We start from the raw sequence: 23,744 nt of genomic DNA, 5'->3' as shown, positions 1-23,744 counted from the left end.
ATCTGAAGTGTTTTTTTCATCCGGGACGACCCGGATGTCTGTCGAAAAACGGCGGGACGGCCCGCTTCCCCTTCAGGGGTTATGCCATGTTCGAAAAAATCCTCATCGCCAACCGTGGCGCCATCGCCTGCCGCATCCTGCGCACCCTTGCTTCACTGCAGGTCAAAGGCGTGGCCGTGTATTCCGAAGCCGACGCCGCCAGCCTGCACATTCTGCACGCCGATGAAGCGCACAGCCTCGGTGAAGGCGCCGCTGCCGGTACCTATCTGGCAGTGGATAAAATCCTCGCCATCGCCCGACAAAGCGGCGCCACGGCGATCCATCCCGGTTACGGGTTTCTCTCGGAAAACGCCGCGTTCGCCGAAGCCTGCGCAGCGCACAACATCGCTTTCATCGGCCCGACGCCGGAACAACTGCGCGTATTCGGCCTCAAGCACACCGCCCGTGCGCTGGCCAAACAGCACGGCGTGCCCATGCTCGAAGGCACCGAACTGCTCGACAGCCTCGACGCCGCGCTGATTGCCGGCGAACAGGTCGGCTACCCGGTGATGCTGAAAAGCACCGCCGGCGGTGGCGGCATCGGCATGCGCGTGTGCCGCAGCGCCAGCGAATTGAGCGAATCCTTCGAAGCGGTAAAACGTCTCGGCCAGAACAACTTTAGCGACGCTGGCGTGTTCATCGAGAAGTACATTCAGCGCGCCCGCCATCTGGAAGTTCAGGTGTTCGGTGACGGTCGCGGTGAGGTCATCGCCCTCGGCGTGCGCGACTGCTCGGTGCAGCGGCGCAATCAGAAAGTCCTCGAAGAAACCCCGGCGCCGAACCTGCCGCACGGCATGGCCGAAGAGTTGTGCGCAGCGGCGATCAAGCTGGCGAAAGCGGTGAACTATCGCAGCGCCGGCACGGTGGAATTCGTCTTCGACAGCGAGGCGCAGCGCTTCTACTTTCTCGAAGTGAACACACGGTTGCAGGTGGAACACGGCGTCACTGAACAAGTCTGGGGCGTCGATCTGGTGCGCTGGATGGTTGAGCTGGCGGCGGGTGAGCTGCCGCCGCTGAGCGAGTTGTATCGCCAGTTGAAACCTGACGGCCATGCGATTCAGGCGCGGCTGTATGCGGAGGATCCGGGCCGCGATTTCCAGCCAAGCCCGGGCTTGCTGACGGCGGTGGAGTTTCCGCCGGCCAACGGCATTCAACTGCGCATCGATACCTGGGTCGAGGCTGGCTGCGAGATTCCGCCGTACTTCGATCCAATGATCGCCAAAGTCATCACCTGGGCGCCGAGCCGCGAACAGGCGCGTGCCGAGTTGCATCAAGCGCTGGCCGAGAGTCTGTTGTACGGCGTGGAAACCAACCGTGATTACCTGCGACAGATTCTCCTCGACACGCCGTTCGCCAGCGGTGAGCCGTGGACGCGTTGCCTGGAAGGTCTGGTCTATCGCGCCAACACCTTCGAAGTGCTCAGTGCCGGCACGCAAACCAGTGTGCAGGACTATCCCGGTCGCCTCGGTTATTGGGCGGTCGGCGTGCCGCCGTCGGGGCCGATGGATAGTCGCGCATTGCGTCTGGGCAATCGCTTGCTCGGCAATGCTGAAGGTGCGGCGGCACTGGAAATCACCATGAGCGGGCCGCTGTTGCGCTTCAATTGTGAAGCGGTTATCGCAGTGACCGGCGCGCCGATCGGCGTGACGCTCGAGGGCGAAAGCGTACCGATGAACACCGCCCTGCTGATCCCGGCGGGCGCAACGTTGCATCTGGGCAGCATCAGTGGCGCCGGGGCACGCAGTTATCTGTGCCTGCGCGGTGGCTTGCAGGTGCCGGATTATCTGGGCAGTAAAAGCACCTTCACCCTTGGCCAGTTTGGTGGGCATGGTGGTCGGGCGTTGCGTGCCGGGGACGTGTTGCATATCGCTGCGCTGAAGGATCGCAGTGCTGGTGAGCAACTGGCCGAGCAGCACATCACCGCGTTGCCGGCGGTGCGGCAGATTCGGGTGATTTACGGCCCGCACGGCGCACCGGAATACTTCACGGAAAACTATATCGGCACGTTCTTTGAAACCCAATGGGAAGTGCATTTCAACTCCAGCCGCACCGGTGTTCGTCTGATCGGGCCGAAACCGGAATGGGTGCGGGCCGACGGTGGCGAGGCCGGATTGCATCCGTCGAACATTCACGACAATCCGTATGCCATTGGCGCGGTGGATTTCACCGGGGATATGCCGGTGATCCTCGGCCCGGATGGCCCAAGCCTTGGCGGGTTTGTCTGCCCGGTGACGGTGATCGAAGCGGATCTGTGGCAACTTGGGCAGCTCAAGGCAGGCGATAAAATCCAGTTCATTCCCGTCAATCTAAAAACCGCTCGCGATCTCGCCTGTCAATGGGATAACTGTGGGAGCTGGCTTGCCAGCGATGGGGCCCGGCCAGACACCGCATTAACTTCATCGCTGGCAAGCCAGCTCCCACAGGATCTTGTGTCACCTGTGGTATTGGAGTTGGGTCAGGGGGATGTGCGGCTTGTTGCGCGGGTTTCCGGGGATACGCATTTGTTGTTGGAAATCGGCGAGCCTGAACTCAATCTTGTTCTGCGTTTCCGCGCCCACGCCCTCATGCAAGCGCTGGAACTCAAATCCCTGCACGGCGTGATCGATCTCACCCCCGGCATTCGCTCGCTGCAAATCCACTACCAGCCCGAGCAACTGCCGCTGGCCGATCTGCTCGGCATCGTCGCCGGTGAATGGGACGCGGTGTGCGCCGCCAACGACCTGCAAGTGCCGTCACGTATTGTGCATTTACCGCTGTCGTGGGACGACCCGGCTTGCCAGTTGGCCATCGAGAAATACATGACCACCGTGCGTAAGGACGCGCCGTGGTGCCCGAGCAATCTGGAGTTCATCCGCCGCATCAACGACCTGCCGAATCTCGACGAAGTGCAGCGCACGGTGTTCGATGCGAGCTATCTGGTGATGGGCCTTGGCGACGTTTACCTCGGAGCGCCAGTCGCCACGCCGCTGGATCCGCGCCATCGCCTGGTCACGACCAAATACAACCCGGCGCGCACCTGGACCGCCGAAAATTCGGTGGGCATCGGCGGCGCCTACATGTGCGTGTACGGCATGGAAGGCCCCGGCGGTTATCAGTTTGTCGGGCGCACCTTGCAGATGTGGAATCGCTACCGCGAAGTCGCCGCGTTCGATGGCAAACCATGGCTGCTGCGCTTCTTCGATCAGATTCGTTTCTACCCGGTCAGCGCCGAAGAACTGCTGCGCATCCGCCGCGATTTTCCGCTGGGGCGTTTCGATCTCAACATCGAACACAGCCAGCTCAACCTTGCCGATTATCAGGCTTTTCTCAATCGCGAAGCCGAAGGCATCAACGCCTTTCGTGCCCAGCAACAGGGCGCCTTCAACGCCGAACGCGAACGCTGGATCGCCAGCGGTCAGGCGCATTTCGACAGCGAAGAAGCCGTGCCGGAATCGACCGAGGATGCGCCACTGGCCGACGGTGAACAAAGCGTCGACAGCCACATCGCTGGCAATCTCTGGCAGGTGCAGGTCGAGGCCGGCAGCCGTGTCGCGGCGGGCGATGTGCTGGTGATTCTCGAGTCGATGAAGATGGAGATCCCGGTACTCGCGCCGCTGGCCGGGGTGGTGCGCGAGATTCGCGTGCAACCCGGTTCGGCGGTGCGCGCCGGACAACGGATCGTGGTGCTGGCACTCGACTGAAGCCAATTGGATAAGGATCTACTCATGAATTTGCAACTCGATGTTCTGCGCCAGTCCTATCGCAATGGCGACACCACACCGCGCCAACTGCTGCTGAAATTGCGCGAGAAAGCCGCCGCGCTGAACCCGGATTATCACTTGTTCATTCATCTGCTCAGCGCCGCCGAACTGGAGCCGTATCTCGCCGCCCTCGACGGTCGTGACCTCGACAACCTGCCGCTGTACGGCGTGCCGTTTGCAATCAAGGACAACATTGATCTGGCGGGGATTGCGACCACCGCCGCGTGTCCGGACTTCGCTTATGTGCCGGAACGCTCGGCGACCATCGTCGAGCAGTTGATCGCCTTGGGAGCGATTCCGCTGGGCAAGACCAATCTCGATCAATTTGCCACGGGCCTCAACGGCAGCCGCTCGCCTTATGGCGCATGCCCGAACAGTGTGCTGACGGAATATCCGTCCGGCGGTTCCAGCGCCGGTTCGTCGCTGGCGGTGGCATTGGGCGTGGCGAGTTTTGCCTTGGGCACCGATACCGCAGGCTCCGGTCGGGTGCCCGCGGCGCTGAACAATCTGGTCGGGTTGAAGGCGAGCAAAGGGCTGATCTCCACGGCCGGCGTGCTGCCGGCTTGTCGCACGCTGGATTGCGTGACCACGTTCACCGCCACAGCGCGTGAGGCCAGTCAGTTGCTGGCGCTGACCGCCAAACTAGATCCGCGTGATGAGTACAGCCGTCGCAATCCATCGTGGAATGACGGCTCGGCGTTTGGAGCACCACGCGCATTTCGTTTCGGTGTGCCGCGCGCGCAGGATCTTGAGTTTTTCGGTTGCGTCGAAGGGCCGCTGTTGTTCGGCGATGCCATCGACCGGCTCAAGGCTTTGGGTGGCGAAGCGGTCGAACTGGACCTGTCGCCCTTCCTTGAAGCCGCGCGCCTGCTTTACGAAGGGCCGTGGGTTGCCGAGCGCTATAGCGTGGCGGGTGAGTTGATGGAGCAGAATCCCGAAGCGGTGTTACCGGTGATTCGAGCCGTGCTGGCGAAAGCCCCGGCGGTGAGCGGCGTGCAGACCTTCCGTGCGCAGTATCGGCTGCAAGCCCTGAAAGCCCTGTGCGATCAGGCCCTCGAAGGCCTCGACTGCGTGCTGAGCCCGACCATCGGTCGTGCGGTGACGCTGGCCGAACTGCACGCCGAACCGGTGCTGCGCAACTCCGAACTGGGTTACTACACCAACTTCATGAACCTGCTCGACTACGCCGCCGTCGCCGTGCCGAGCGCGTTCATGGCCAACGGTTTGCCGTGGGGCGTGACGCTGTTTGGCCGGGCGTTCACCGATCAATACCTGTTGAGCGTGGCCGATGCGCTGCAGCGTCAGCTGGATTCCGACCTGCCGACACCGGCGAACGCAGCTCGCCATGATCGCGCACGCATTGTGGTGTGTGGCGCGCATCTGCAAGGGTTGGCGTTGAACTGGCAACTGACCCAGCGGGGTGGGCGCTTGCTGGAGACGACGTTGAGCTCACCTGATTATCAACTGTATGCGTTGGCCGGCGGCCCGCCATTGCGGCCGGGGATGGTGCGGGTAAAGGATGGCGGCGTGACGATTGCGGTGGAAGTGTGGGAGTTGCCGAGCAGTGAATTGGGCTCGTTCCTCACCGGGATTCCGGCACCGCTGGGACTGGGCAAGGTGCAACTGGCGGATGGACGTTGGGAGAGCGGGTTTATTTGTGAGCCGTATGGACTGGAGGGTGCGCTGGACATCAGCCATTTGGGGGGCTGGCGGGCGTATCTTGAGACTCGGAACTGATCCAGAAACCAACCCTCACCCTAGCCCTCTCCCGGAGGGAGAGGGGACTGACCGGGGTGTTTGTGAGGTGATTGCCATTCGGTGATACCGAGCCGAACACAATTTTTGAAATCACCACAATCTAGCCCCCTCTCCCTCCGGGAGAGGGGACTGACCGGGGTGTTTGTCAGGTGGTTGTCATTCAGTGATACCGAGCCGAACACAATTTTTGAAATCACCACAATCTAGCTCCCTCTCCCTCCGGGAGAGGGCTGGGGTGAGGGAGCTATCCTTCTGACACACCCTCTACGTCATATCCCCCGCCATTTCAGGCATAAATCCCGCAGTCTTTTCCCGGCCATCCCACTAGAATGCATGCCATCGGGCCACTGCCAACGGAACCGCCATGCCGCTTCGTTCTCCCCTGTACTCGCAACGCTCGCTGGTCCTGACGCTGATCGCCCTGCTCGGCGCCGGGTTCCTCGCCACGTCGTTGCTCAGCTACTACGCCTCCCGCGAGTCGATCCGCGACAACATCGTCAACACCGAGCTGCCGCTGACGTCCGACACGGTCTACTCGGAAATCCAGAAAGACCTGGTCCGGCCGATCCTGATTTCCTCGATGATGTCCCGCGACACCTTCATGCGCGACTGGGTGGTCAACGGCGAACAAAACCCCGAGCAGATGACCCGTTACCTCGACGAGGTCATGACCCATTACGGCGCCTACACGGCGTTCTTCGTCTCCAACAGCACCCACACCTACTACCACGCCAAAGGCGTGCTCAAGCAGGTCAAGGTCGATGAACCGCGCGACGCCTGGTACTTCCGCGTGCGTGACATGAAGGATCCGTACGAGATCAACGTCGACCCGGATCTGGCCAACAAGGACAACCTGACCTTCTTCATCAACTACAAGGTTTACGACTATCACAACCGCTTCATCGGCGCGGCCGGGGTCGGTCTGACCGTGGACGCGGTGATCAAGCTGATCGACAAGTATCAACAGCGCTATCAACGCAGCGTGTACTTCGTCGACACCTTTGGCCGGTTGGTCCTGACCGGCGCCGAAGGCGGACCTGAAGACGCACACATCGGCCAGAGCCTGAGTGAACTCGAGAGCATGAAAAGCCTGGTCAGCCAGTTGCCGAAACCGCACAGCGGCAGCTACGAATACTCCGCCCACGGTCAGGGGCACTTCCTCAACGTGCGGTTTATTCCTGAGCTGAACTGGTACCTGTTTGTCGATAAACGCGAAGACGGCGCCCTGAGTGAAATCCGTCAGTCGCTGTATCTGAATCTACTGATCTGCCTGCTGGTGACGCTGATTGTGCTGGCGCTGCTCAACCGCGTGATCAAGCGCTACCAAAGCAAAATCCAGGCGCAGGCCATACTCGACAGCCTCACCGAACTGCCCAATCGCCGTGGCTTCGACATTCTCGCCGCACAGGCCCTGCACGAAGCCCGACGCGAGACCAAACCGTTAACCGCGCTGCTGCTCGACCTCGATCACTTCAAAGTGTTGAACGACACCTACGGGCACATGGCCGGCGATCAGGTGCTGATCGGTTTTGCCCGCAACCTGCAAAGTTGCCTGCGCCAAGTCGACATTGTTTGCCGCTGGGGTGGTGAGGAATTTATCGTTTTACTGAAGGACACCGACGGCGATACCGGTCAGAAAATTGCCGAAAAGATCCGCCAACACGTCGAACAACACGAATATGCCTACGACGGCCACAGCCTCAATCTGACGGTGAGCATCGGCGCCACCACCCTGCAACGCGATGACACCTTGCACAGCCTGCTGTCGCGGGCCGATCATGCGATGTACCGAGCCAAACAAACCGGCCGCAACCGCACCTGCGTGGAAATGCCTCACTCGACTTATGCCTGATTCCGACGTTAAACCCGATCATTGCCCGGCCTGCGGCGCCCGCAACGATTGCAGCTTGGCCGACCCGCGCACCGCCGACCGCGAATGCTGGTGCTATGGCGTCAGCATCGACCCGGCCGTGCTTGAAGCGCTGCCGCCAGAACTGCGCAACCAATCCTGCCTGTGCCCGCGTTGCGCGCAGGTCGAGGCGCAACTGCAAGCGGCCAAGCGGCCGATCCCGTAAGATGCGCGGCCCTTCATTGATCGAACTCTGAACATGCGTGTCGACCGTTTCCTCAGCAACCTGCCCCGCTACAACCGTCAGCAGGTTCGTCTGTTGCTGGTGGAAAAGCGCGTGCGGGTTGACGGAAAAGTCGTCAGCGATCCGCACAGCGAAGTGCTGGAATTCAGCCGTGTCGAAGTCGATGACGAAGTCCTGCAAAGCGGCAAACCGGCACGCTATTTCATGCTGCACAAACCGCCGGGCTGCGTCAGCGCCACCCGCGATCCGCAACATCCCACCGTGCTCGACCTGATCGATGAGCCGGACAAGGACGACCTGCACATCGCCGGACGCCTGGACTTCAACACCACCGGCCTGATGCTGATCACCAACGACGGCGCGTGGTCGCGCCGCTTGACCCAGCCGCAGACCAAACTGCCAAAGGTCTACTACGTCGAGACCGAGCAGGAGATTGGCGCGCAATATGCGAGCACCTTTGCCGAGGGGATCTACTTCGCCTTCGAAGACCTGACCACGCAGCCGGCGCACCTAGAGCTGCTCGGCCCACGCTCGGCGCGGCTGAGCATCGTCGAGGGCCGCTATCATCAGGTGAAGCGCATGTTTGGTTTCTTCAACAACAAAGTCCTGCGCCTGCACCGCGAATCCATGGGGCTTCTGCACCTCGATAACGCGCTAAAACCGGGCGAGTACCGCGCTTTGCGCACCGAAGAGATCCATTTGTTCTAAGCTCGCGACCGCTCAGCAGAAGTTGTCGAACAATTTACCAACGGCACTTGCGCGATCCCTACTCCCCTGCTTGAATCAGGACGTCGGCCAGATTGTGACCGATGAGTCACAACATACATCCAAGAAACTTTTTGCCGGTAGAGAGCCTTCAAGGCTCCGCCTCAGCCGGCAGACTGCCCGCCAATAACAACACCCGTCGACCGCAGTCATGGATCGACATGGGCCAAGCAAATTCCAGGCGTATGCCTACCTGTCACAAAGCTCGTGCAATCTCTATTTGCGCGCATACCCGCTTGCTTGCCAGGAGTCTTATGACATGAGGCCAGAAATCGCTGTGCTGGATATACAGGGTCAGTATCGGGTTTACACGGAGTTCTATCGCGCAGACGCCGCAGAAAAGACCATCATCCTGGTCAACGGCTCGATGGCCACGACTGCGTCGTTTGCACAGACTGTGAAAAACCTGCACCCGCAATTCAACGTGGTTTGCTACGACCAGCCCTACGCGGGCCGGTCAAAAGCCCACAACCGCCACGAGAAACATCTGACCAAGGACGTCGAAGGGCAGATTCTGCTCGAGCTGATTGACCACTTCGCCGCCGAACACGTGCTGTCGTTCTCCTGGGGCGGCGCCGCGACCCTGGTCGCCCTCGCCCAGCAGCCACGGCGCATCGAACGGGCGGTGATCAGCTCGTTCTCGCCAGTGATCAACGCGCACATGCTCGATTACCTCGAACGCGGCGTCGACTACCTCGGCCAGCGCGACGGCGACCGCGTCGGCCATCTGGTCAACAGCACCATCGGTAAACACCTGCCGTCACTGTTCAAACGCTTCAACTATCGCCACGTCAGCAGCCTCGCCGAGCACGAATACGGGCAGATGCACTTCCACATCAGCGACGTGTTGCACAGCGATCGGCAGTGCTATCTGAACGCAGCGAAAAAGATCAACGTGCCGGTGCTGTTTCTAAACGGCGAATGGGACGAATACACCGCAGCCGAGGACGCACGCCTGTTCGGCAACCACGTGGCGCAGAGCACGTTTACCACGCTACAAGCCACCGGGCACTTCCTCGACATGGAACACAAGGCCGCGTGCCGCGACAGCCAGAACGCCCTGCTCGGCTTTCTGAAACCGGCACAGCAAGCCAGCCGAACGCGTTACTCGTTTGTTCAGGATCAACATGCATTGGCTATTTGAAAGAGTGTCATCGCGCGCGAGGCTGCGGGGCTGGGATTTTGCTTTACGCACCGCAGTGCTCGCCCGTGATTGACCGTTTGCAGTGATTTAAAGCGTTCATGAGTAAAAGAAAAACTTCAAATCCGTGGCCGAGTCTGGTACAAAGTCAGCCGCTCTGAGCGGGTATAGTTTAATGGTAGAACAGTAGCTTCCCAAGCTTCCGACGAGGGTTCGATTCCCTCTACCCGCTCCAATCGAATTTTGATCTCACGTTGTGTTTTTTGACGGGGGATGCAAGAACAGCAAAAACCGGCCTACAGGGCCGGTTTTTTTGTGTCTGGGATTTGAGGTTGGTCACTTGGGCGCAGAACCATTCAGAAACACACCGTTGATTGCAGATTCGCCATCCCCCTTTACCCTTTGATCTCTCTAACGATAAGAAGCGCTGCGTGCTCAAGGAGATGATCTAGATGCTCTATCCAATCGCAATCTCTGCCAGTGACAGTGAATGTGCCTGGGGTGTTGAGGTGCCGGATCTGCCGGGATGTTTTTCTGCAGGAGAGGATCAAGAGAATGCCATTGAGATGGCAAAAGCGGCCATAGAGGCCCACATCGAGATTCTGGCCGAAAGTGGTGCAGCCATTCCGGTCGCAGGCAAACTTGGAACTCACTTTTCCAATCCGAAATACGCAGGCTGCGTTTGGGCATTGGTGGACGCGGATGTCGGTCGGTGCCTCGGGAGTCCGCAGGAAGTGAGTATTACGCTGCCGGGCTACCTGCTGGAGCGCATTGATCTTCACGTTCACCATCATCCGGAGGAGAAGAATCGTTCGGCGTTTTTGACTTCGGCGGCGTTGCGGATGTTGGCGCCCTGAATCGTGAATATCCGTAGGCGCAACTACAAAAAACCGGCCTTTAAAGCCGGTTTTTTTGTGTCTGCTACACATCGACGATGTTGTGATTACGCCGCCGGCACGACCTTATCCAGTGCCTGATTCACCGCCAATTCCCCCAACATGACGACTTGCGCGATACCGAGCGCTGTTTTGCGGTGTGAGGTGTCGAGCAGCGCGGCGAAGTTGTTGAGCATGGTGGTGGCCGAGCCGAGGGTTTCGCTGGCGTTGGCCAGCAGAGACTCGGTGTCGTAGGCAGGGTTGGCGAGGTACATCGGTTCGGGTTCGTGGGTGGAACCCATGATTCTGGCCGTGGGGCTGAGGTAGTGGTCGAGCGCGCGCTCGGCGGCTTCGTGGAATTTTTTGGAATTGGGTGATTCGTAGGGGGATGCCGGATCGGTTTCCGGCGGATTGGGCGTAACTTTGAACATTGGATTGAGACCTTTTAGTAAGGCCGCAACCGATCTCGCTACTAAACGGATGGGTGGCAGCTGTGCGCAAGTTAGTAGACCGGACCCCAATCCAAATCCGGCGCACCCGAGGGCGCCATGCGCACAGCCACCATCAGGTGCAAGCATTCGCCTGACTGAGTGGTACTCATGCAGCTATTTAGATTGAGGATGCCAGGCTACTAAACCCGATCACTGGAAATCAGTGACGCGAACCAAGTTACCGACTGCCCCAAAGGCGCACAAGCCGGCGGATTCTGGCGTAGCGGTAGGCAACGGCGCAAGGATTTGTAGGCTTCAGGACGTAACACTGCACGCCTTTAAACACTTCGCTCGGAAGACGTTTACGCAGCGATAAAATATAGCGATTTCCCCGACATTACAGATCCATAACACTCCACCGGTTTCCACCTCCCACCCGACCAACTAGCATTTCCTCATCACCCACCACCCTCCTCCTGCGCGGCCATCGACGAATACGCGCCATCACTTTCGAGGGATTCCAATCGCGGCCACTTTGCCGCTGACGACCGAACTCAGAAGAGCCTTCACCATGACGCAAAATATTTACGACGATCCCGAATTTTTCCAGGGCTACAGCCAGATGAACCGCTCCATCAGTGGCCTCGACGCGGCGCCGGAGTGGCCGGCGCTCAAGGCGCTGTTGCCATCCATGCACGGCCTGAACGTGGTGGATCTGGGCTGCGGTTATGGCTGGTTCAGTCGCTGGGCGCTTGAGAATGGCGCCGCCAGTGTCTTGGGACTTGATGTCTCGGAGAAGATGCTGGAGCGGGCGCGGGAGACCACGGCGGCGGCGAATATTTGTTATGAGCGCGCTGATCTGGAACAGCTCGATCTGTCAGCCTGTAGTTTTGATTTGGCCTACAGCTCACTGGCGCTGCACTACATCAAGGATCTGCCGGGGCTGTTTGCGCACCTGTACGCGGCACTGAAGCCGGGTTCGCATTTTGTGTTTTCCATTGAGCATCCAATCTTTATGGCGCCGCGTAATCCGGGTTGGTTGGTAGATAGCGAAGGCAACAAGCGTTGGCCGCTGGACAGCTATCAGCTGGAGGGCGAGCGGGTTACAAACTGGTTGGCTGAGGGTGTGATCAAGCAGCATCGTACGGTGGGGACATTGCTCAATTCGCTGATCGACGCAGGGTTCACGATTCGACATGTCAATGAATGGGGGCCGAGCGATGCTGAAGTGGCGGCGCAACCGGCGCTGGCGGAAGAGCGGGAGCGGCCGATGATGATGTTGGTGGCGGTGCAGAAGCCCTCACCCTAGCCCTCTCCCAAATGGAGAGGGGACTGACCGAGTTGTTCTCTAGGGTTACGCCGACCTGAAATATCGAGCTGAACTCAGGTTTTTGAAGCAACGGCCATCGGCTCCCTCTCCCTCGGGAGAGGGCTGGGCGGGCGGCGTTCCGATGAGGGGCCCGTCCGAAAGCGCACCAAAAATCTCCAGCCGAAAAACAGGCCCAATTTATTTCAGCGAGTCGCAACGATAAACAAGCGTGGAAATGGCAACAGCACCGAGCCATCCGCCAACGCCGGATAAGCCTTCTCAACCTCCGCCAGATACTGCTCCAGGTACTGCGCCTTTTCCGCCTCGGTCAGCGGACTCAAAAACGGAATCAACCCGCTCCCCTTGAACCACTCCACAACCCCCGCTGCCCCGCCAGACAGCTGATGGTGATAGGTGGTGCGCCACACATCGACCCGCGCACAGTGTGGCCGCAGCATCGTGAAGTAATCGCTGGCACTCGCCATGTCGGTACGCTGCCCCGCAGCGCCTGAAAGCTTGCTCGCCCATGGGCCATTCGCGGCGACTTCACGCATCAAGCGGTGGGAGGGCTCATTGAGGTTATCCGGCATCTGGATCGCCAGACTGCCACCGGCCGACAACTTGCTGGCCAACGTCGGCAACAGCGTCGCGTGATCCGGCACCCACTGCAACACGGCATTAGCGAAGATCACATCAAACGGCCCGGCATCGGCCCACTGATCAATCTCGGCGACAGCGAAGCGCAGATCCGGCAAGCGCTTGCGTGCTGCATCGATCATGTCTGCCGAGCTGTCCAGCCCGCTGACCTTCGCCCCAGGAAAACGCTGCACCAACAACTCAGTCGAGTTACCGGGACCACAACCGATATCGACCACTGTTCGCGCTTCAGGCGTGGGAATCGCCGCCAGCAGATCGCGGGCCGGGCGGGTGCGTTCATCTTCGAAAGCGACGTATTGTTTGGCGAACCAACTCATTGCGTTCTCCTGTTCGGGACATTCCAGCGGTTCGTCACGATACAGGCAGCGTCGCGAGCAGTTCCAGTGCGAGACGTTGCAAAGAGTGTCTTCATGCTCATCAAAAAAACCGGCCTTGGGGGCCGGTTCTTTTATCAGTCGTAATAGCCGACCGTTTTCTTCAGATGATCCGAATACTCATAGATGTCATCGACTGAGCTGATCGCATGGCGGGTCTCATTTTTTTCTTCATCAAAGATTCCGATGTACTTCTGCGACCGGTTGAAATGCAGGCGGCAGATCGGTTTGCGATTGTTGTCATCCAGCAGAATCCCAAAATAGCTCTGAGTATCACGTTGAACAATTCGCTTGGCATCGACCACCGACCGAACCAAAGCACGAACGATGTGGTATCCCTCAAGCTCTTCCAGTGTTGTCAGGACTTTGTCGTCTGATTCATCTCGCGGATCCACTGGATCAGTTCCGGTGGACGCGGCCGGCAACGACGCCAGCGCTGGTTGAATTGCACCGCTCATTGCCGATTTGAGTCGGTCATTGATCTGGTCATTCAAAAATTGCACGACGGCTTTTCTGGTCAGTTCATGAAACTGCTCGCGTACTTTTTGTGTGATCACACCGTCGTAAACACGGGAGGCAAAAACCTTAACGAAGTCATCATCCGGTTTACTGACCTGCGCAGCGATCACCTTCTTGATTTGGCTGACATACTTCAGTTCGCCCGCCGCGTTGATGATCGAGTCAACGTCAAAAGCTGACTTCGTCAGTTTGATCAGCTCTGGAACCGAGTACTCATCTATATCGAGAAGATCCAGTTCCAGAAATGGCTTTTCATCCATCTTGTTTGGCGCATCCAGATCGGTAAAAAACTTGTAGATCTGACCGTTGGTGAGGATGGAAATACGAGCGCTGGTGACGTGAAAGTAACGAAATAGCTGGGAGGCGTGATTGATATGCAGAGGCTCACCGATCTTTTTGCACTCAATCAAAATCTGAACTTCGCCCTCCTTCATGATGGCGTAATCAATTTTCTCGCCCTTCTTCGTACCAATGTCACAGACAAACTCTGGCGTCACCTCAGTCGGGTCAAAGACGTCGTAGCCCAACACCGTGCTGATAAATGGCATGACGAACGCATTTTTCGTTGCCTCTTCCGTCTGGATTGCGGCGCTCTGCAACCGTACTTTGGCGGCTAGGCTGGCTAACTTTTCGAAGAATTCCATGAGTGGCCTCTTGCGTGATGTCTGTCCGTGTAATGGGCTACTGGCAATTTGATCGCCACTTGATACTAGCCACAAACCCACACAATGAAAGTTTCGCCATCAGGCGGACTTTGCGCGACCGTGTTTTTATCGATAGGGCATGGATGTAAGTAGAATTTTCATAACGCCCCCAATGTCTGAATTTCAAGACTCTTCCCAATAAGGAACACGGCTATGAAATTCGCCAAAATCTCCCAGAAGCTCGCGATGGTGGCCGGTAGTCCCAAGACCTTCATGGGCGCATTGATCCTGATCGGGTTGTGGGGACTGAGCGGGCCGATCTTTGATTACAACGACACCTGGCAACTGATCATCAACACCTCGACCACCATCATCACCTTCCTGATGGTGTTCCTGATCCAGAACACGCAGAACCGCGATACCGACATTCTCCATTTGAAGATCGATGAGTTGTTGTTGGTGACCAAAGAAGCGCAAAACGCGATGCTTGGGCTGGAGGCGCTGGATTTGAAGCAACTTGAGGCGTTGCGCAGGCACTACCGCTCGTTGGGCGAAGGGGAAGTGTTCAATCTAGAGGGGCTGGGCGAGAAGAGTAAGTCGAAGCAGGACTTGAATGAGTGCTAAAAAGCAAAAGATCGCAGCCTTCGGCAGCTCCTACGAAGTTTGGTGTAGGAGCTGCCGCAGGCTGCGATCTTTTAACCTTGATTAGCGGCTAGCCTGTAAGGCGCGAGCCTTCTCCAGATGGCTTTGCAATTTCGGCAGTGTCTCGTCGGCGAAGGCTTTGATCTCCGGCACGTCGGTGGTCTGCGCTTCCTGCTGAATCTGCTCGATGGCCTCTTCAGTGGCTTTGACCTGACTGGCGGCGTAGGCCTGATCGAAGGAGGCGCCGTCGGTCACTTGCGGCATCATTTCCTTGGCCTTGTCGGCCAGTTCTTCACGGGGCGCGACGGGCAGGTCGAGCTTCTTGGCGATTTTCGCCAAGTGCTGATTGGCCGTCGTACGGTCGTTGATGACGACGATGGTGTAGTCCTTGACCTCTTTCGATTCGGCCTTGCTATGGGCCAGACGACTGGCCTCGATGTCGGCCATGCCTTTGGCCGAGGCATCGTTGATGAAATCGGCGGGCGACTGGGCAAAAGCACTGCTGGCACACAGACCCAACAGCGATGCAAAACTCACGGTACGTATACGGGTGGCCATTCGGCTCATGGTCGCGCCCTCCTTACTTGCGAAATTCAAGCGGGAGCTTACGCCCCCGCCTCTCAATCAAAACTACCTTCACCGACTACTTCGATTTCTGAGCGGGCTTGCGGCCCATATCTGGTTTTGGCTCTTTGTCGACGGTCGTTGTGGTGGTTTTCCCACCTTTGCGACCTGCTTCAGAGGCCTTCGTTCGATCGTTGGCGAAGTTTCCCGAGTTCGAGTTTCTTGAATTAGGCATGATTCTCTACCTCTTGGTAATGATCGTGGCGAGCAGGTGCCCGCCTAGATTGAGAATTTTCTGGCCGGCAAAGGTTTAGAAAAATTGCAGTCGCTGCGACGAACGGCGGCCCCGGATCAACTATTCAACGCGTGATGGTTCAAGCGTTTGGCGGCGTACATCGCCTGATCGGCATGGCGAAAAAGTTGCTGTTCCTCACTGCCGTGCTCTGGATAGCGGGCGACGCCAATGCTCGGTTCGATGTGAAGGTTGTGGCCATCGAGGCGCATTGGTTGCACCAGGACCTGGCGGATTTTTTCCGCCACGCCGTCAGCATCTTCCGAAACCTGCACGCTGTGCAGCAGCACGACAAATTCATCGCCGCCAATTCTGGCCACGGTGTCGGTTTCCCGCACGCAGCCTTTTAGGCGGTTGGCCACGGTTTGCAGGAGCATGTCGCCGACGGCGTGACCAAAGGTGTCGTTGACCTGTTTGAAGCGATCCAGGTCGACATACAACAAGGCCATGTGCCCTGATTGCGCGCGAGCGCCGGCCAACGCAGCCTTCAAGCGATCGCGCAGCAATTCACGATTGGGCAGCTGCGTGAGTTGATCGTACTGCGCCATGCGCCGCAGGCGGGCGTGCAATTGCTGACGCTCGATGGCCGTGGCGACCTGGGCGCAAACGTATTGCAGCAATTCCTTGTCTTGCTCGGTGTAGCGCTCGCCGCCGGGCAGGCTTTTGACGATCAAGGCGCCGATGGTGCCGTTTTTCGAATTCAACGGCACGCCGAGCCAGCACGGCGCGTTCTGCCCCGCCACCAACTCGGCGAAATCGGCTGGGGAATCCGGGCTGTCCGGCGTCAGAAGAATCGGCTGGCCGCTACGGATAACTTCCGTGCACAGCCGCCCGGTGACGGTGCCCGGTTGCTCGGGCTGCAATTCGTGATCGTCGACGTGATAGGGGAAATTCAGTTGTGCGCAGTGCTCGTCGTACAGCGCCACGGAAAAATTCATCGCCGGCAGCCATTCGCCGATGATCAGATGAATACGCTTGAACAGCGCCAGCAGATCCTCAGCCGCATGGGCCGCTTCGGATATCGCATAGAGCGCAGCCTGGCGCGACTCGGCCTGCTTGCGCTCGGTGATGTCGCGCGCCACGGCGATGCGCAACTGATCGACTTCCGACCAGCGCGCCGACCAGAGGATATGCACGACGCTGCCGTCCTTGCGCAGGTAACGGTTTTCAAAGTTGAGTTTGGGTTCGCCACCCATGATTTCGTTGGCGGCAGCCAGAGTGCGCTGACGATCCGCCGGGTGCACCAGCTCGATCATTTGCCGGCCGATCAACTCTTCAGGCGAATAACCGAAAACACGCTCACAAGCGGCACTGACAAAAACGAAGCGACCCTGCTTGTCGACCGCGCAAACGGCGTCCAGCAACAGATCAATAAAACTCGCCAACGGCGCGGAATTTCGGCTTTCCATGGTTCAGCGTGGGTGTCCGGACAATGCAGCACTGATCAACCATCCCTGACCTTTTTATTGCGCCTCCCTGCACACATTTTCAAGCCTTGTTCGGCATCAGCCCCGGCAGTGCATGCACCAGCGCGTTGATGGCAAAACCGATAAACATCACGCCGCACAAGCGGGTGATAAGCAACTCATGACGCTGATACAGCGTGCGTACCCGTTGCGCGCCGACCACGCCAATCAGAATAGCGTAGGCCAGCAAGCCACCGAGGAAACTCAGGGCAATCAACGCCGGCAGCATCGACCAGTTGAGCAGTTCGGCGCGGCTCGACAACAGCGCGGTGAAGGTCGCGACCGCCACCGGATAAGCCTTGGGATTGGTCAAGCCGAACAGAATGCCGTGCCAGAACGGATTGCGCGCCGCGCCCTGGGGCTCGTCACCGTTGCGACGCTGGGCGCGCACCGCGCGCCAGCCGAGCCAGAACAGGTACACACCGCTGAGCACACCGAGCACATCAAACGCGGTGCTGCCGATTTCCCGGGCGCCGACAATCGCGATCAGCGCGGTGCTGCACCAGACCACATCGCCGAGCAGATGCCCGCAAAGAAACCCCGCCCCGGCCCGCCGCCCGTGGGCTGCACCGATGCCGAACACCGCCAGCACACCCGGCCCGGGCGTAATGCCGTAAATGAAACCCGAGGCCAGCACGGCCATTAGCAACGATGGAGTCATGGAAAACCTGCAAGCGCCAGAACACGTGGCCGCCAGTCTATAACAGACAAATGAGTCTGATCATGACTCGTCGTAAAAACGCATGCCGGCGTACGGTTTTTGCCGACACGCCGACAGCCGTGAAGCGAGATCGCCGACATGCGCTTCGAGCTTGTGGCCATCGGGATCGAGAAAGTAGAACGACGCACCTTCGCTGCGGTTATCCCGCCACTCTTGCACGTTTGCCGCTTGTAGCTTATGCACAAACGTTGAGAAATCGGCTGCATCGAGGCTGAAAGCGTAATGGGTGTAATCGGCGCACGGTTGACTCGAACGCAGCGGATCAAGCGACAGGCACAACCACAGCCCCGGCAGCGACAGGTAGGCGCCGGCATCCCACGTGGCTTCGACGCGCAACTGCAGCAGATCACGGTAGAAGGCGAGGCTGCGATTCAAATCGCTGACCGCGAGGGTCAGGTGGTTGAGGCCGGTGAGCATCGGGTCAGTAACCTCTGAGGTCTTCGGGGACGATGTATTGTTGGCCGTCGTAGGTCAGGGTGATCTGTTTTTGCTTCAGGCGAGTGGTATTGGAAACGCACTCTTTACCCGATTGAGTATTTTTCATTTTGCTGCCGCTGGTGGTGACGATCAAATCGGCTAGACCATGATGGCTGGAAGGGCCGATCTCGACGGTTCGGCGAATCGTCTTTGTGTAGCCTTCGCAATCATTCATGAACTCACCGTTGCTCTTGGCGACCACCAAACCCTCCAGCACCGGACGCAACTCATTGCCTTCGCGAACATACAGCGCCAGATCGGTTTTTTCGTAGGGAATGGCGTGGGAACTGTGCACGAACTTTGAACGCAAGCCGAAAGCCCGAACCTCCGGCGCCAGTCGATAACGGGCGGTGTCGATGCGCAGATCCTCAAAGCGCACGGCATCGGAGTTGTAAGCCCCCGGTTTACGGTAAGTGACGATGGGGTTGTAAGTGCTCGCATTGACGATCGACAGATCCAGATCGAACACCCCGGCCTCATCGTCGCCGGCGTCGGCAAGGTAAGTGGATTTAACCGAAATCGCCTGGTTCTGCACGGCCGGCCAGACTTTGCAGCGCGACAGGGATTTGCCGTCGAAGTCTTTGGTCTGGCAGGCGGCCTGGGCTTGAGTTGCGAGGGCCAGAATACTAAGGGCTATAAGGAGTCTGGTGGGCGTGAGCATTGTTCTTCCTTGATAAGAGTCGTGTTAGGCAGGCCGCTTAAAGGCCTTTGAAGCCTTGCGGCAAGACGTAAGACTTTCCGTCATAACGCAATGTTGTGAGAACGGGTGGGTAATGGGTGATTTTATCTTCACAAGTCTCTGCGTCGCCCACGCTGCTTGTGCCGGTTTGCTGAGTCTTGACGATCAGGTCCGCGTAACCATGGGAGCTTGTTTTGGCGACTTCCACCGTTCTGATAGTTTCGCTGCGTTCACCTTCGCAAACATCATTCCATTCGCCGCTGTATTGGGAGACCAGCAACTGGCTCAGGACTGGACGCAACGTTGCGCCCTCTCTCACGTAAAGCGAGAGTTGAACCTCTTCCAAAGGATTAAGACGGGATCCATTGGTGACACGGGCACGCACACCGAAGGCACGGAAATCGGCAGCAACTTTGTAGCGTGCAGTGTCGAGTGCCAGTTCCACCAAGGCTACGCCGTCAGTTTCAAAAGCAGCGGCTTGATGATAAGTGGCGACAGGAACTGATCGTCCATCCTGTAATACAGACAAATCAACATCGTAAAAGCCGTGCGAGTTTCCCTCGACATAATCGGAAGCTCGCTCGAACCTGGCGGTGGCGCTGAGGGTCTGCCCGGGATAGGCCGGCCAATCCTTACAAACCGAAAAATCCAGATCCCCCGACACTACCGGCGGCGTGCAATCGGCCAATGCCTGCCCCGCCAGCAACCACCCGCACAATGCCGCACATCCGATCCAGCCAGACTTCATTGTCAATTCCCGCTCCTTGATTACTTTTTCAGACGCGCACTATCCCTTGCTATATCGGCCCTTTCAACCGAATCATCAGTAGACCAAAGCGCATTTCCCGTTTGGTAGCGAGAAGCAGTTGACGGCGTCGCGGGTGGCGGGGCGATGTTGGTGATCGCGGGGGGGTGGTGTTGATTCGGATGCTTGAGAGGAGCGGACTGGCTGTTAGCTGATGTCATGAATCCATGATTTTTCTGCGCCTGGAAGTCAGTCTTCGCGAGCAAGCTCGCTCCCACAGGGGAATGCATTTCAACTGGGAAATGCGATCAACTGTGGGAGCGAGCTTGCTCGCGAAGAGGCCAGCCCCTTCAGCGAAGGCTTGTCAGCCCTCCCCGTCAGTCCGCTACCGTCAACAATCGCACCAGATGAGCGGCTTCATTTCTCTGCCCCAGTACCAACACTGACGACTCCTGCAGACAGGCATCCTGCGCAATCCACTCGATACCGGCGGCGCCTTCGACATCAAATGCAGGATCCACGGCGCCATCGACCAAAAAGCCTCCGGTGAGTAAGCGTCGTTCGCCGTCCGAGGTCTGTCCGACCGTGACGATTGGCGAGCCGGGGGAGTCATCCAGCGCGAATCCTGCGCTCCAGCTTTTAAGATCCAGTGGCCGCGTTGCGGCAGTAATGACTGGCGCACCGCCGTTGAATGCTGGATCAAACTCACCGTCGCGGGTGATCCCGCTGATGAAGCCATGCTGACGCTTTTCCCCGGCGGACGACTCGACGGCCGATCCGATCAACAACAGGCGCTGCGCCGATTGCCCAACGATGCGATTCACCGAGCTTTCGAGCGGTGCACCCGCATTTTGCAGTTCCAGCAGCAGCGTACCGTCCTTGCCGAACGACGTGGCAACCTGCCCGGAACGCTCGTAAGCCATGACTAAACCTTGGTTGGTCACTTCAGTCTTGCCATGGACCAGAATCTGCCCATCGTCCAACTGCGTAACCCCGTGCAACGTGATCGCCACACCGGAAAGCGTCAGGTGAATCCAGCCTTTGCCTGCAAACTCCGGGTCATCCTTGCCATCCAGAAAAAAACGCGTCAACAACCCGCTGCCCCCTTGAGAGGTGACGAAAAGCAATCTGTCCGGCAGCGCTTTCGCTGGAGTGGAGTGCGCCAGTATCAAGCGGCCGCCCGTGGCATTGTTCAGCACGGGAATACGCGTCGGCACGACTCGGTAGCCAGTCTGTCCATCACCAAATTCGGGATCGAGCGTACCGTCCGGTTTGAATCGAGCGATGATTTGCTCAAGCTTGCCTGCTGCATCTGCAAGCACTGCGCACAACCAGAATACGCCGCTCTCGACGACGGCCAGGTTCCCGCCTTGTGACAATCGCCCCCTGACAAACTGACCGTGAAGGTACCCGCCCTCGCCGAAGCTGGTATCGAGATGACCGTCCGCGAGCAGTCGCGTCAGGCCGTAATGCGAGGCTCCCGATGCATCGATGACGGTCGTACTGACCATGATGTGTCCCGAAGGCAGCACTGCGACACTTTTCCCGATGGTTTTGCGCGCGGCTGGAAACTGCAGTGTTTGCAGGCCCGAATGGGCAAAGGTCTGATCCAGCTCACCGGCTGATCGTGCTTTACGTGCATTGGCTTTCGGCATGTTCGTGTGCTCCTCAAGGCGATCGGAGTCGACCCCCGTTGTGAGAGCATTCGATCCGAAGCAGCCACAGCAGACAACTGACAGAAATGACAGTTTTTTAGAAGAAAACGAAATTACCGATCAAGTAAAAAAAGCTAAAAAACTGGTAGTTCTTACAGGTTCTAAACGGGACACACCGTGCCAGTGTTTCGTTTCAAATTCAGCCTGAAACGAGAAGCACAATGAGCACTCCCGACAAGCCCAATACGCAACCTGTCCCGCCCCCGACCATCACCTACCCCGAAGAGGACAAGAACACGGGGGTTGCAACACTGTTTCTCGGCAGCGGTATACCGGGGGCTCTGGTGCAGGTCTGGAACGTTGAAGAGACACATTCGCTGGGTGGAGGACAGGTCAGCGCAAAGGGACGATGGGCGTTTAGCTTCAGCGGTGCCCAGTTTCCGGGAGAGCATAGGATCAAGGCCCGCCAGGAGGTGGATGGCGTCATGTCAGGTTGGAGTGAAGTGCGCAAATACAAGGCGCTCTTGGTGCCCCCCGTCAACATTCCGATAGTGATGGGACCGGAGGAAGAAGCGGAGGTAGATGCCGTTCCGGTCTTTTATGGCAATGTCACCAAGCCCATTGGCATCGTTAGCATTATCGATTTGGACACCGACCTGGAGATTGCCAGAGCCAGCGTCGACAGCGAAATGCAATGGCATACTCAAGCTACACCCCCCCTAACGAAAGGCAGGTATCGAATATCCGCCATTCACAACATCAACGGAGAATTGTCAGACTGGGGCCGTGTTCGAACATTTACGGTGATCACTGAGGACAAAGACAAGGGCAAAACCTAGCAGTCAAGCCCGTTGCCCCCGTCATGACCGCTCAAAACGCGTTGCGAAAAATCTCCTCGATCTGGCGCTGATCCGCCGCCCGAGGATTGGTCAAACCGCAGGCGTCTTTCAGCGCATTGGTGGCGAGCAGCGGAATATCACTGAGCTTGGCGCCGAGTTCACGCAAGCCACCGGGAATTTCGACATCCCTGGCCAGGCAGCGGATCGCATTGATCGCCGCCTGCGCGCCCTCTTCCGCGCTGAAACCGCGAATATCTGCACCCATGGCGTGGGCAACATCGGTCAGCCGCTCGGCACACACCAGCGCGTTGAACGTCTGCACATGAGGCAGCAGCACGGCGTTACACACGCCATGAGGCAAGTCGTAGAAACCGCCCAACTGATGCGCCATCGCATGCACGTAACCGAGCGAGGCATTGTTGAAAGCCATGCCGGCGAGGAACTGCGCGTACGCCATGTTTTCCCGCGCGGCAAGGTCGCTGCCGTCACGCACAGCCAAGCGCAGATTGTTGCTGATCAGGGTCATGGCTTTCAGCGCACAGGCGTCGGTGATCGGATTCGCGGCAGTCGAAACATACGCCTCGATGGCGTGAGTCAGCGCATCCATGCCGGTGGCGGCGGTCAGGCTTTTCGGCATGGCGACCATCAGCGCCGGGTCGTTGACCGACAGCAGCGGCGTGACGTTGCGGTCGACGATGGCCATTTTCACGTGGCGCGATTCGTCGGTGATGATACAGAACCGGGTCATCTCACTGGCGGTGCCGGCGGTGGTGTTGATCGCGATCAGTGGCAGTTGCGGTTTGCTCGATTGATCGATGCCTTCGTAATCACGGATCTGTCCGCCATTGGTCGCGCACAGGGCAATGCCTTTGGCGCAGTCGTGCGGCGAACCGCCGCCCAGCGAGACGACGAAATCGCAGCGACTTTCCTTGAGCAGGCCCAGCCCCGACTCGACATTGGCAATGCTCGGGTTCGGTTTGGCGCCGTCGAAAATCACCGAATCGATGTCCTGCATCGCCAGTTTCTCGGCGACCATCGTGGCCACGCCAGCCTTGGCCAGCCCCACGTCAGTGACGATCAGCGCTTTGCGAAAACCGTAATTGCGAATGGCGACCATGGCTTCGTCGAGGCAGCCGTTGCCCATGATGTTTACCGCCGGAATGAAAAAGGTGCTGGTCATGCGCGCATCTCCTGACTGAGGCCGAATCGACTGCGCCGATCCGGCGGATGCACACAGGATCGACCGATCGGTCACGACCGATGTTGATCTGGCTCAATGCCCGCTCGTGATAAAGTCGCCGCCCATCAGCCCCTTTGTT

At 58.5% G+C, this 23,744-nt stretch carries 22 protein-coding genes and 1 tRNA gene; 11 read left to right on the top strand and 12 right to left on the bottom strand.

The genetic code is table 11. The features are described 5' to 3' along the window. The first annotated feature begins 86 nt into the window (after positions 1-86). The 8 genes from uca to J0G10_RS07925 all read left to right on the top strand — a co-directional run bounded on the left by uca (position 87) and on the right by J0G10_RS07925 (position 10,393). Positions 87-3,719, top strand: a complete 3,633-nt coding sequence (gene uca, locus J0G10_RS07960; protein WP_220558264.1) for an urea carboxylase — start codon at positions 87-89, stop codon at positions 3,717-3,719. 24 nt (positions 3,720-3,743) lie between these two features. After that, positions 3,744-5,516 carry an allophanate hydrolase gene (gene atzF / locus J0G10_RS07955; protein WP_220558263.1) on the top strand — a complete coding sequence of 591 codons (1,773 nt, stop codon included), beginning with the start codon at positions 3,744-3,746 and terminating at the stop codon, positions 5,514-5,516. A gap of 385 nt (positions 5,517-5,901) precedes the next feature. Next, positions 5,902-7,389 carry a sensor domain-containing diguanylate cyclase gene (locus J0G10_RS07950; protein WP_220558262.1) on the top strand — a complete coding sequence of 496 codons (1,488 nt, stop codon included), beginning with the start codon at positions 5,902-5,904 and terminating at the stop codon, positions 7,387-7,389. After that, positions 7,382-7,612 carry a cysteine-rich CWC family protein gene (locus J0G10_RS07945; protein ID WP_064119704.1) on the top strand — a complete coding sequence of 77 codons (231 nt, stop codon included), beginning with the start codon at positions 7,382-7,384 and terminating at the stop codon, positions 7,610-7,612. The genes J0G10_RS07950 and J0G10_RS07945 overlap by 8 nt, the downstream gene beginning before the upstream one ends. Positions 7,613-7,645: 33 nt before the next feature. Continuing rightward, positions 7,646-8,338 carry a pseudouridine synthase gene (locus J0G10_RS07940; protein ID WP_095049197.1) on the top strand — a complete coding sequence of 231 codons (693 nt, stop codon included), beginning with the start codon at positions 7,646-7,648 and terminating at the stop codon, positions 8,336-8,338. Positions 8,339-8,654: 316 nt separating this feature from the next. After that, entirely contained in the window at positions 8,655-9,539 is an 885-nt protein-coding gene (locus tag J0G10_RS07935; RefSeq protein ID WP_095049196.1) for an alpha/beta fold hydrolase, read from the top strand. A gap of 158 nt (positions 9,540-9,697) precedes the next feature. Then, a tRNA-Gly gene (locus tag J0G10_RS07930) sits at positions 9,698-9,771 on the top strand. A 217-nt stretch (positions 9,772-9,988) separates the two neighbouring features. Then, entirely contained in the window at positions 9,989-10,393 is a 405-nt protein-coding gene (locus J0G10_RS07925) for a type II toxin-antitoxin system HicB family antitoxin (RefSeq protein ID WP_220558261.1), read from the top strand. A gap of 86 nt (positions 10,394-10,479) precedes the next feature. On the opposite strand, the gene J0G10_RS07920 is transcribed toward J0G10_RS07925, so the two are convergent. Beyond that, on the bottom strand, positions 10,480-10,842 hold the full coding sequence (locus tag J0G10_RS07920) for a DUF6124 family protein (RefSeq protein WP_220558260.1): 363 nt from the start codon (positions 10,840-10,842) through the stop codon (positions 10,480-10,482). A gap of 571 nt (positions 10,843-11,413) precedes the next feature. On the opposite strand from J0G10_RS07920, the gene J0G10_RS07915 reads away from it, so the two are divergent. After that, complete coding sequence (locus J0G10_RS07915; RefSeq protein ID WP_220558840.1) at positions 11,414-12,151, top strand: class I SAM-dependent methyltransferase; 738 nt, start codon at positions 11,414-11,416, stop codon at positions 12,149-12,151. Between the two features lie 203 nt (positions 12,152-12,354). Here the strand turns inward: J0G10_RS07915 and tam are convergent, their stop codons facing one another. Together tam and J0G10_RS07905 are read right to left on the bottom strand one after the other, a co-directional pair. Further along, the gene (gene tam, locus J0G10_RS07910; protein WP_220558259.1) at positions 12,355-13,125 is read right to left on the bottom strand and encodes a trans-aconitate 2-methyltransferase; all 771 of its coding nucleotides are present in this window, start codon (positions 13,123-13,125) and stop codon (positions 12,355-12,357) included. Between the two features lie 134 nt (positions 13,126-13,259). Beyond that, positions 13,260-14,345 carry a type I restriction endonuclease gene (locus tag J0G10_RS07905; RefSeq protein WP_220558258.1) on the bottom strand — a complete coding sequence of 362 codons (1,086 nt, stop codon included), beginning with the start codon at positions 14,343-14,345 and terminating at the stop codon, positions 13,260-13,262. Positions 14,346-14,558: 213 nt separating this feature from the next. Between J0G10_RS07905 and J0G10_RS07900 the strand changes: the two genes are divergently transcribed. Then, the gene (locus J0G10_RS07900) at positions 14,559-14,969 is read left to right on the top strand and encodes a low affinity iron permease family protein (protein WP_007911483.1); all 411 of its coding nucleotides are present in this window, start codon (positions 14,559-14,561) and stop codon (positions 14,967-14,969) included. A gap of 81 nt (positions 14,970-15,050) precedes the next feature. Here the strand turns inward: J0G10_RS07900 and J0G10_RS07895 are convergent, their stop codons facing one another. The 8 genes from J0G10_RS07895 to J0G10_RS07860 form a co-directional block, all read right to left on the bottom strand. Further along, the gene (locus J0G10_RS07895) at positions 15,051-15,554 is read right to left on the bottom strand and encodes a DUF4142 domain-containing protein (protein WP_220558257.1); all 504 of its coding nucleotides are present in this window, start codon (positions 15,552-15,554) and stop codon (positions 15,051-15,053) included. A gap of 76 nt (positions 15,555-15,630) precedes the next feature. After that, the gene (locus J0G10_RS07890) at positions 15,631-15,786 is read right to left on the bottom strand and encodes a KGG domain-containing protein (protein WP_007911485.1); all 156 of its coding nucleotides are present in this window, start codon (positions 15,784-15,786) and stop codon (positions 15,631-15,633) included. A 116-nt stretch (positions 15,787-15,902) separates the two neighbouring features. Beyond that, entirely contained in the window at positions 15,903-17,252 is a 1,350-nt protein-coding gene (locus J0G10_RS07885; RefSeq protein ID WP_220558256.1) for a sensor domain-containing protein, read from the bottom strand. A gap of 79 nt (positions 17,253-17,331) precedes the next feature. Next, positions 17,332-17,970, bottom strand: a complete 639-nt coding sequence (locus J0G10_RS07880; protein WP_095049187.1) for a LysE family translocator — start codon at positions 17,968-17,970, stop codon at positions 17,332-17,334. A 60-nt stretch (positions 17,971-18,030) separates the two neighbouring features. Then, on the bottom strand, positions 18,031-18,447 hold the full coding sequence (fos, locus tag J0G10_RS07875; protein ID WP_095049186.1) for a fosfomycin resistance glutathione transferase: 417 nt from the start codon (positions 18,445-18,447) through the stop codon (positions 18,031-18,033). Positions 18,448-18,451: 4 nt separating this feature from the next. After that, complete coding sequence (locus J0G10_RS07870; protein ID WP_095049185.1) at positions 18,452-19,168, bottom strand: PA3715 family protein; 717 nt, start codon at positions 19,166-19,168, stop codon at positions 18,452-18,454. 37 nt (positions 19,169-19,205) lie between these two features. Then, a complete protein-coding gene (locus tag J0G10_RS07865; protein WP_342593400.1) occupies positions 19,206-19,934 on the bottom strand; it encodes a PA3715 family protein in 729 nt (242 codons plus the stop codon). A 374-nt stretch (positions 19,935-20,308) separates the two neighbouring features. Continuing rightward, on the bottom strand, positions 20,309-21,586 hold the full coding sequence (locus J0G10_RS07860; protein ID WP_220558255.1) for an NHL repeat-containing protein: 1,278 nt from the start codon (positions 21,584-21,586) through the stop codon (positions 20,309-20,311). Between the two features lie 221 nt (positions 21,587-21,807). On the opposite strand from J0G10_RS07860, the gene J0G10_RS07855 reads away from it, so the two are divergent. Then, positions 21,808-22,425: a hypothetical protein gene (locus J0G10_RS07855; protein WP_095125604.1), complete on the top strand. Its 618-nt coding sequence runs from the start codon at positions 21,808-21,810 to the stop codon at positions 22,423-22,425. 31 nt (positions 22,426-22,456) lie between these two features. Here J0G10_RS07855 and yiaY read toward each other — a convergent pair whose 3' ends face one another. Further along, positions 22,457-23,605: an L-threonine dehydrogenase gene (yiaY, locus tag J0G10_RS07850; RefSeq protein ID WP_095049182.1), complete on the bottom strand. Its 1,149-nt coding sequence runs from the start codon at positions 23,603-23,605 to the stop codon at positions 22,457-22,459. Between the last annotated feature and the right edge of the window lie 139 nt (positions 23,606-23,744).

The organism is Pseudomonas germanica (assembly GCF_019614655.1).
GTDB classification, from domain to species: Bacteria; Pseudomonadota; Gammaproteobacteria; order Pseudomonadales; family Pseudomonadaceae; genus Aquipseudomonas; species Aquipseudomonas neuropathica.
The sequence above is the reverse complement of the archived record's forward strand: the minus strand, read 5'-3'. Positions and strand labels throughout refer to the sequence as shown.

Bases quoted from the DNA above. Each gene is read 5' to 3' on its own strand.
- uca (WP_220558264.1), top strand. From the start codon at position 87: ATGTTCGAAAAAATCCTCATCGCCAACCGTGGCGCCATCGCCTGCCGC.
- atzF (WP_220558263.1), top strand. From the start codon at position 3,744: ATGAATTTGCAACTCGATGTTCTGCGCCAGTCCTATCGCAATGGCGAC.
- J0G10_RS07950 (WP_220558262.1), top strand. From the start codon at position 5,902: ATGCCGCTTCGTTCTCCCCTGTACTCGCAACGCTCGCTGGTCCTGACG.
- J0G10_RS07945 (WP_064119704.1), top strand. From the start codon at position 7,382: ATGCCTGATTCCGACGTTAAACCCGATCATTGCCCGGCCTGCGGCGCC.
- J0G10_RS07940 (WP_095049197.1), top strand. From the start codon at position 7,646: ATGCGTGTCGACCGTTTCCTCAGCAACCTGCCCCGCTACAACCGTCAG.
- J0G10_RS07935 (WP_095049196.1), top strand. From the start codon at position 8,655: ATGAGGCCAGAAATCGCTGTGCTGGATATACAGGGTCAGTATCGGGTT.
- J0G10_RS07925 (WP_220558261.1), top strand. From the start codon at position 9,989: ATGCTCTATCCAATCGCAATCTCTGCCAGTGACAGTGAATGTGCCTGG.
- J0G10_RS07920 (WP_220558260.1), bottom strand. From the start codon at position 10,842: ATGTTCAAAGTTACGCCCAATCCGCCGGAAACCGATCCGGCATCCCCC.
- J0G10_RS07915 (WP_220558840.1), top strand. From the start codon at position 11,414: ATGACGCAAAATATTTACGACGATCCCGAATTTTTCCAGGGCTACAGC.
- tam (WP_220558259.1), bottom strand. From the start codon at position 13,125: ATGAGTTGGTTCGCCAAACAATACGTCGCTTTCGAAGATGAACGCACC.
- J0G10_RS07905 (WP_220558258.1), bottom strand. From the start codon at position 14,345: ATGGAATTCTTCGAAAAGTTAGCCAGCCTAGCCGCCAAAGTACGGTTG.
- J0G10_RS07900 (WP_007911483.1), top strand. From the start codon at position 14,559: ATGAAATTCGCCAAAATCTCCCAGAAGCTCGCGATGGTGGCCGGTAGT.
- J0G10_RS07895 (WP_220558257.1), bottom strand. From the start codon at position 15,554: ATGAGCCGAATGGCCACCCGTATACGTACCGTGAGTTTTGCATCGCTG.
- J0G10_RS07890 (WP_007911485.1), bottom strand. From the start codon at position 15,786: ATGCCTAATTCAAGAAACTCGAACTCGGGAAACTTCGCCAACGATCGA.
- J0G10_RS07885 (WP_220558256.1), bottom strand. From the start codon at position 17,252: ATGGAAAGCCGAAATTCCGCGCCGTTGGCGAGTTTTATTGATCTGTTG.
- J0G10_RS07880 (WP_095049187.1), bottom strand. From the start codon at position 17,970: ATGACTCCATCGTTGCTAATGGCCGTGCTGGCCTCGGGTTTCATTTAC.
- fos (WP_095049186.1), bottom strand. From the start codon at position 18,447: ATGCTCACCGGCCTCAACCACCTGACCCTCGCGGTCAGCGATTTGAAT.
- J0G10_RS07870 (WP_095049185.1), bottom strand. From the start codon at position 19,168: ATGCTCACGCCCACCAGACTCCTTATAGCCCTTAGTATTCTGGCCCTC.
- J0G10_RS07865 (WP_342593400.1), bottom strand. From the start codon at position 19,934: ATGAAGTCTGGCTGGATCGGATGTGCGGCATTGTGCGGGTGGTTGCTG.
- J0G10_RS07860 (WP_220558255.1), bottom strand. From the start codon at position 21,586: ATGCCGAAAGCCAATGCACGTAAAGCACGATCAGCCGGTGAGCTGGAT.
- J0G10_RS07855 (WP_095125604.1), top strand. From the start codon at position 21,808: ATGAGCACTCCCGACAAGCCCAATACGCAACCTGTCCCGCCCCCGACC.
- yiaY (WP_095049182.1), bottom strand. From the start codon at position 23,605: ATGACCAGCACCTTTTTCATTCCGGCGGTAAACATCATGGGCAACGGC.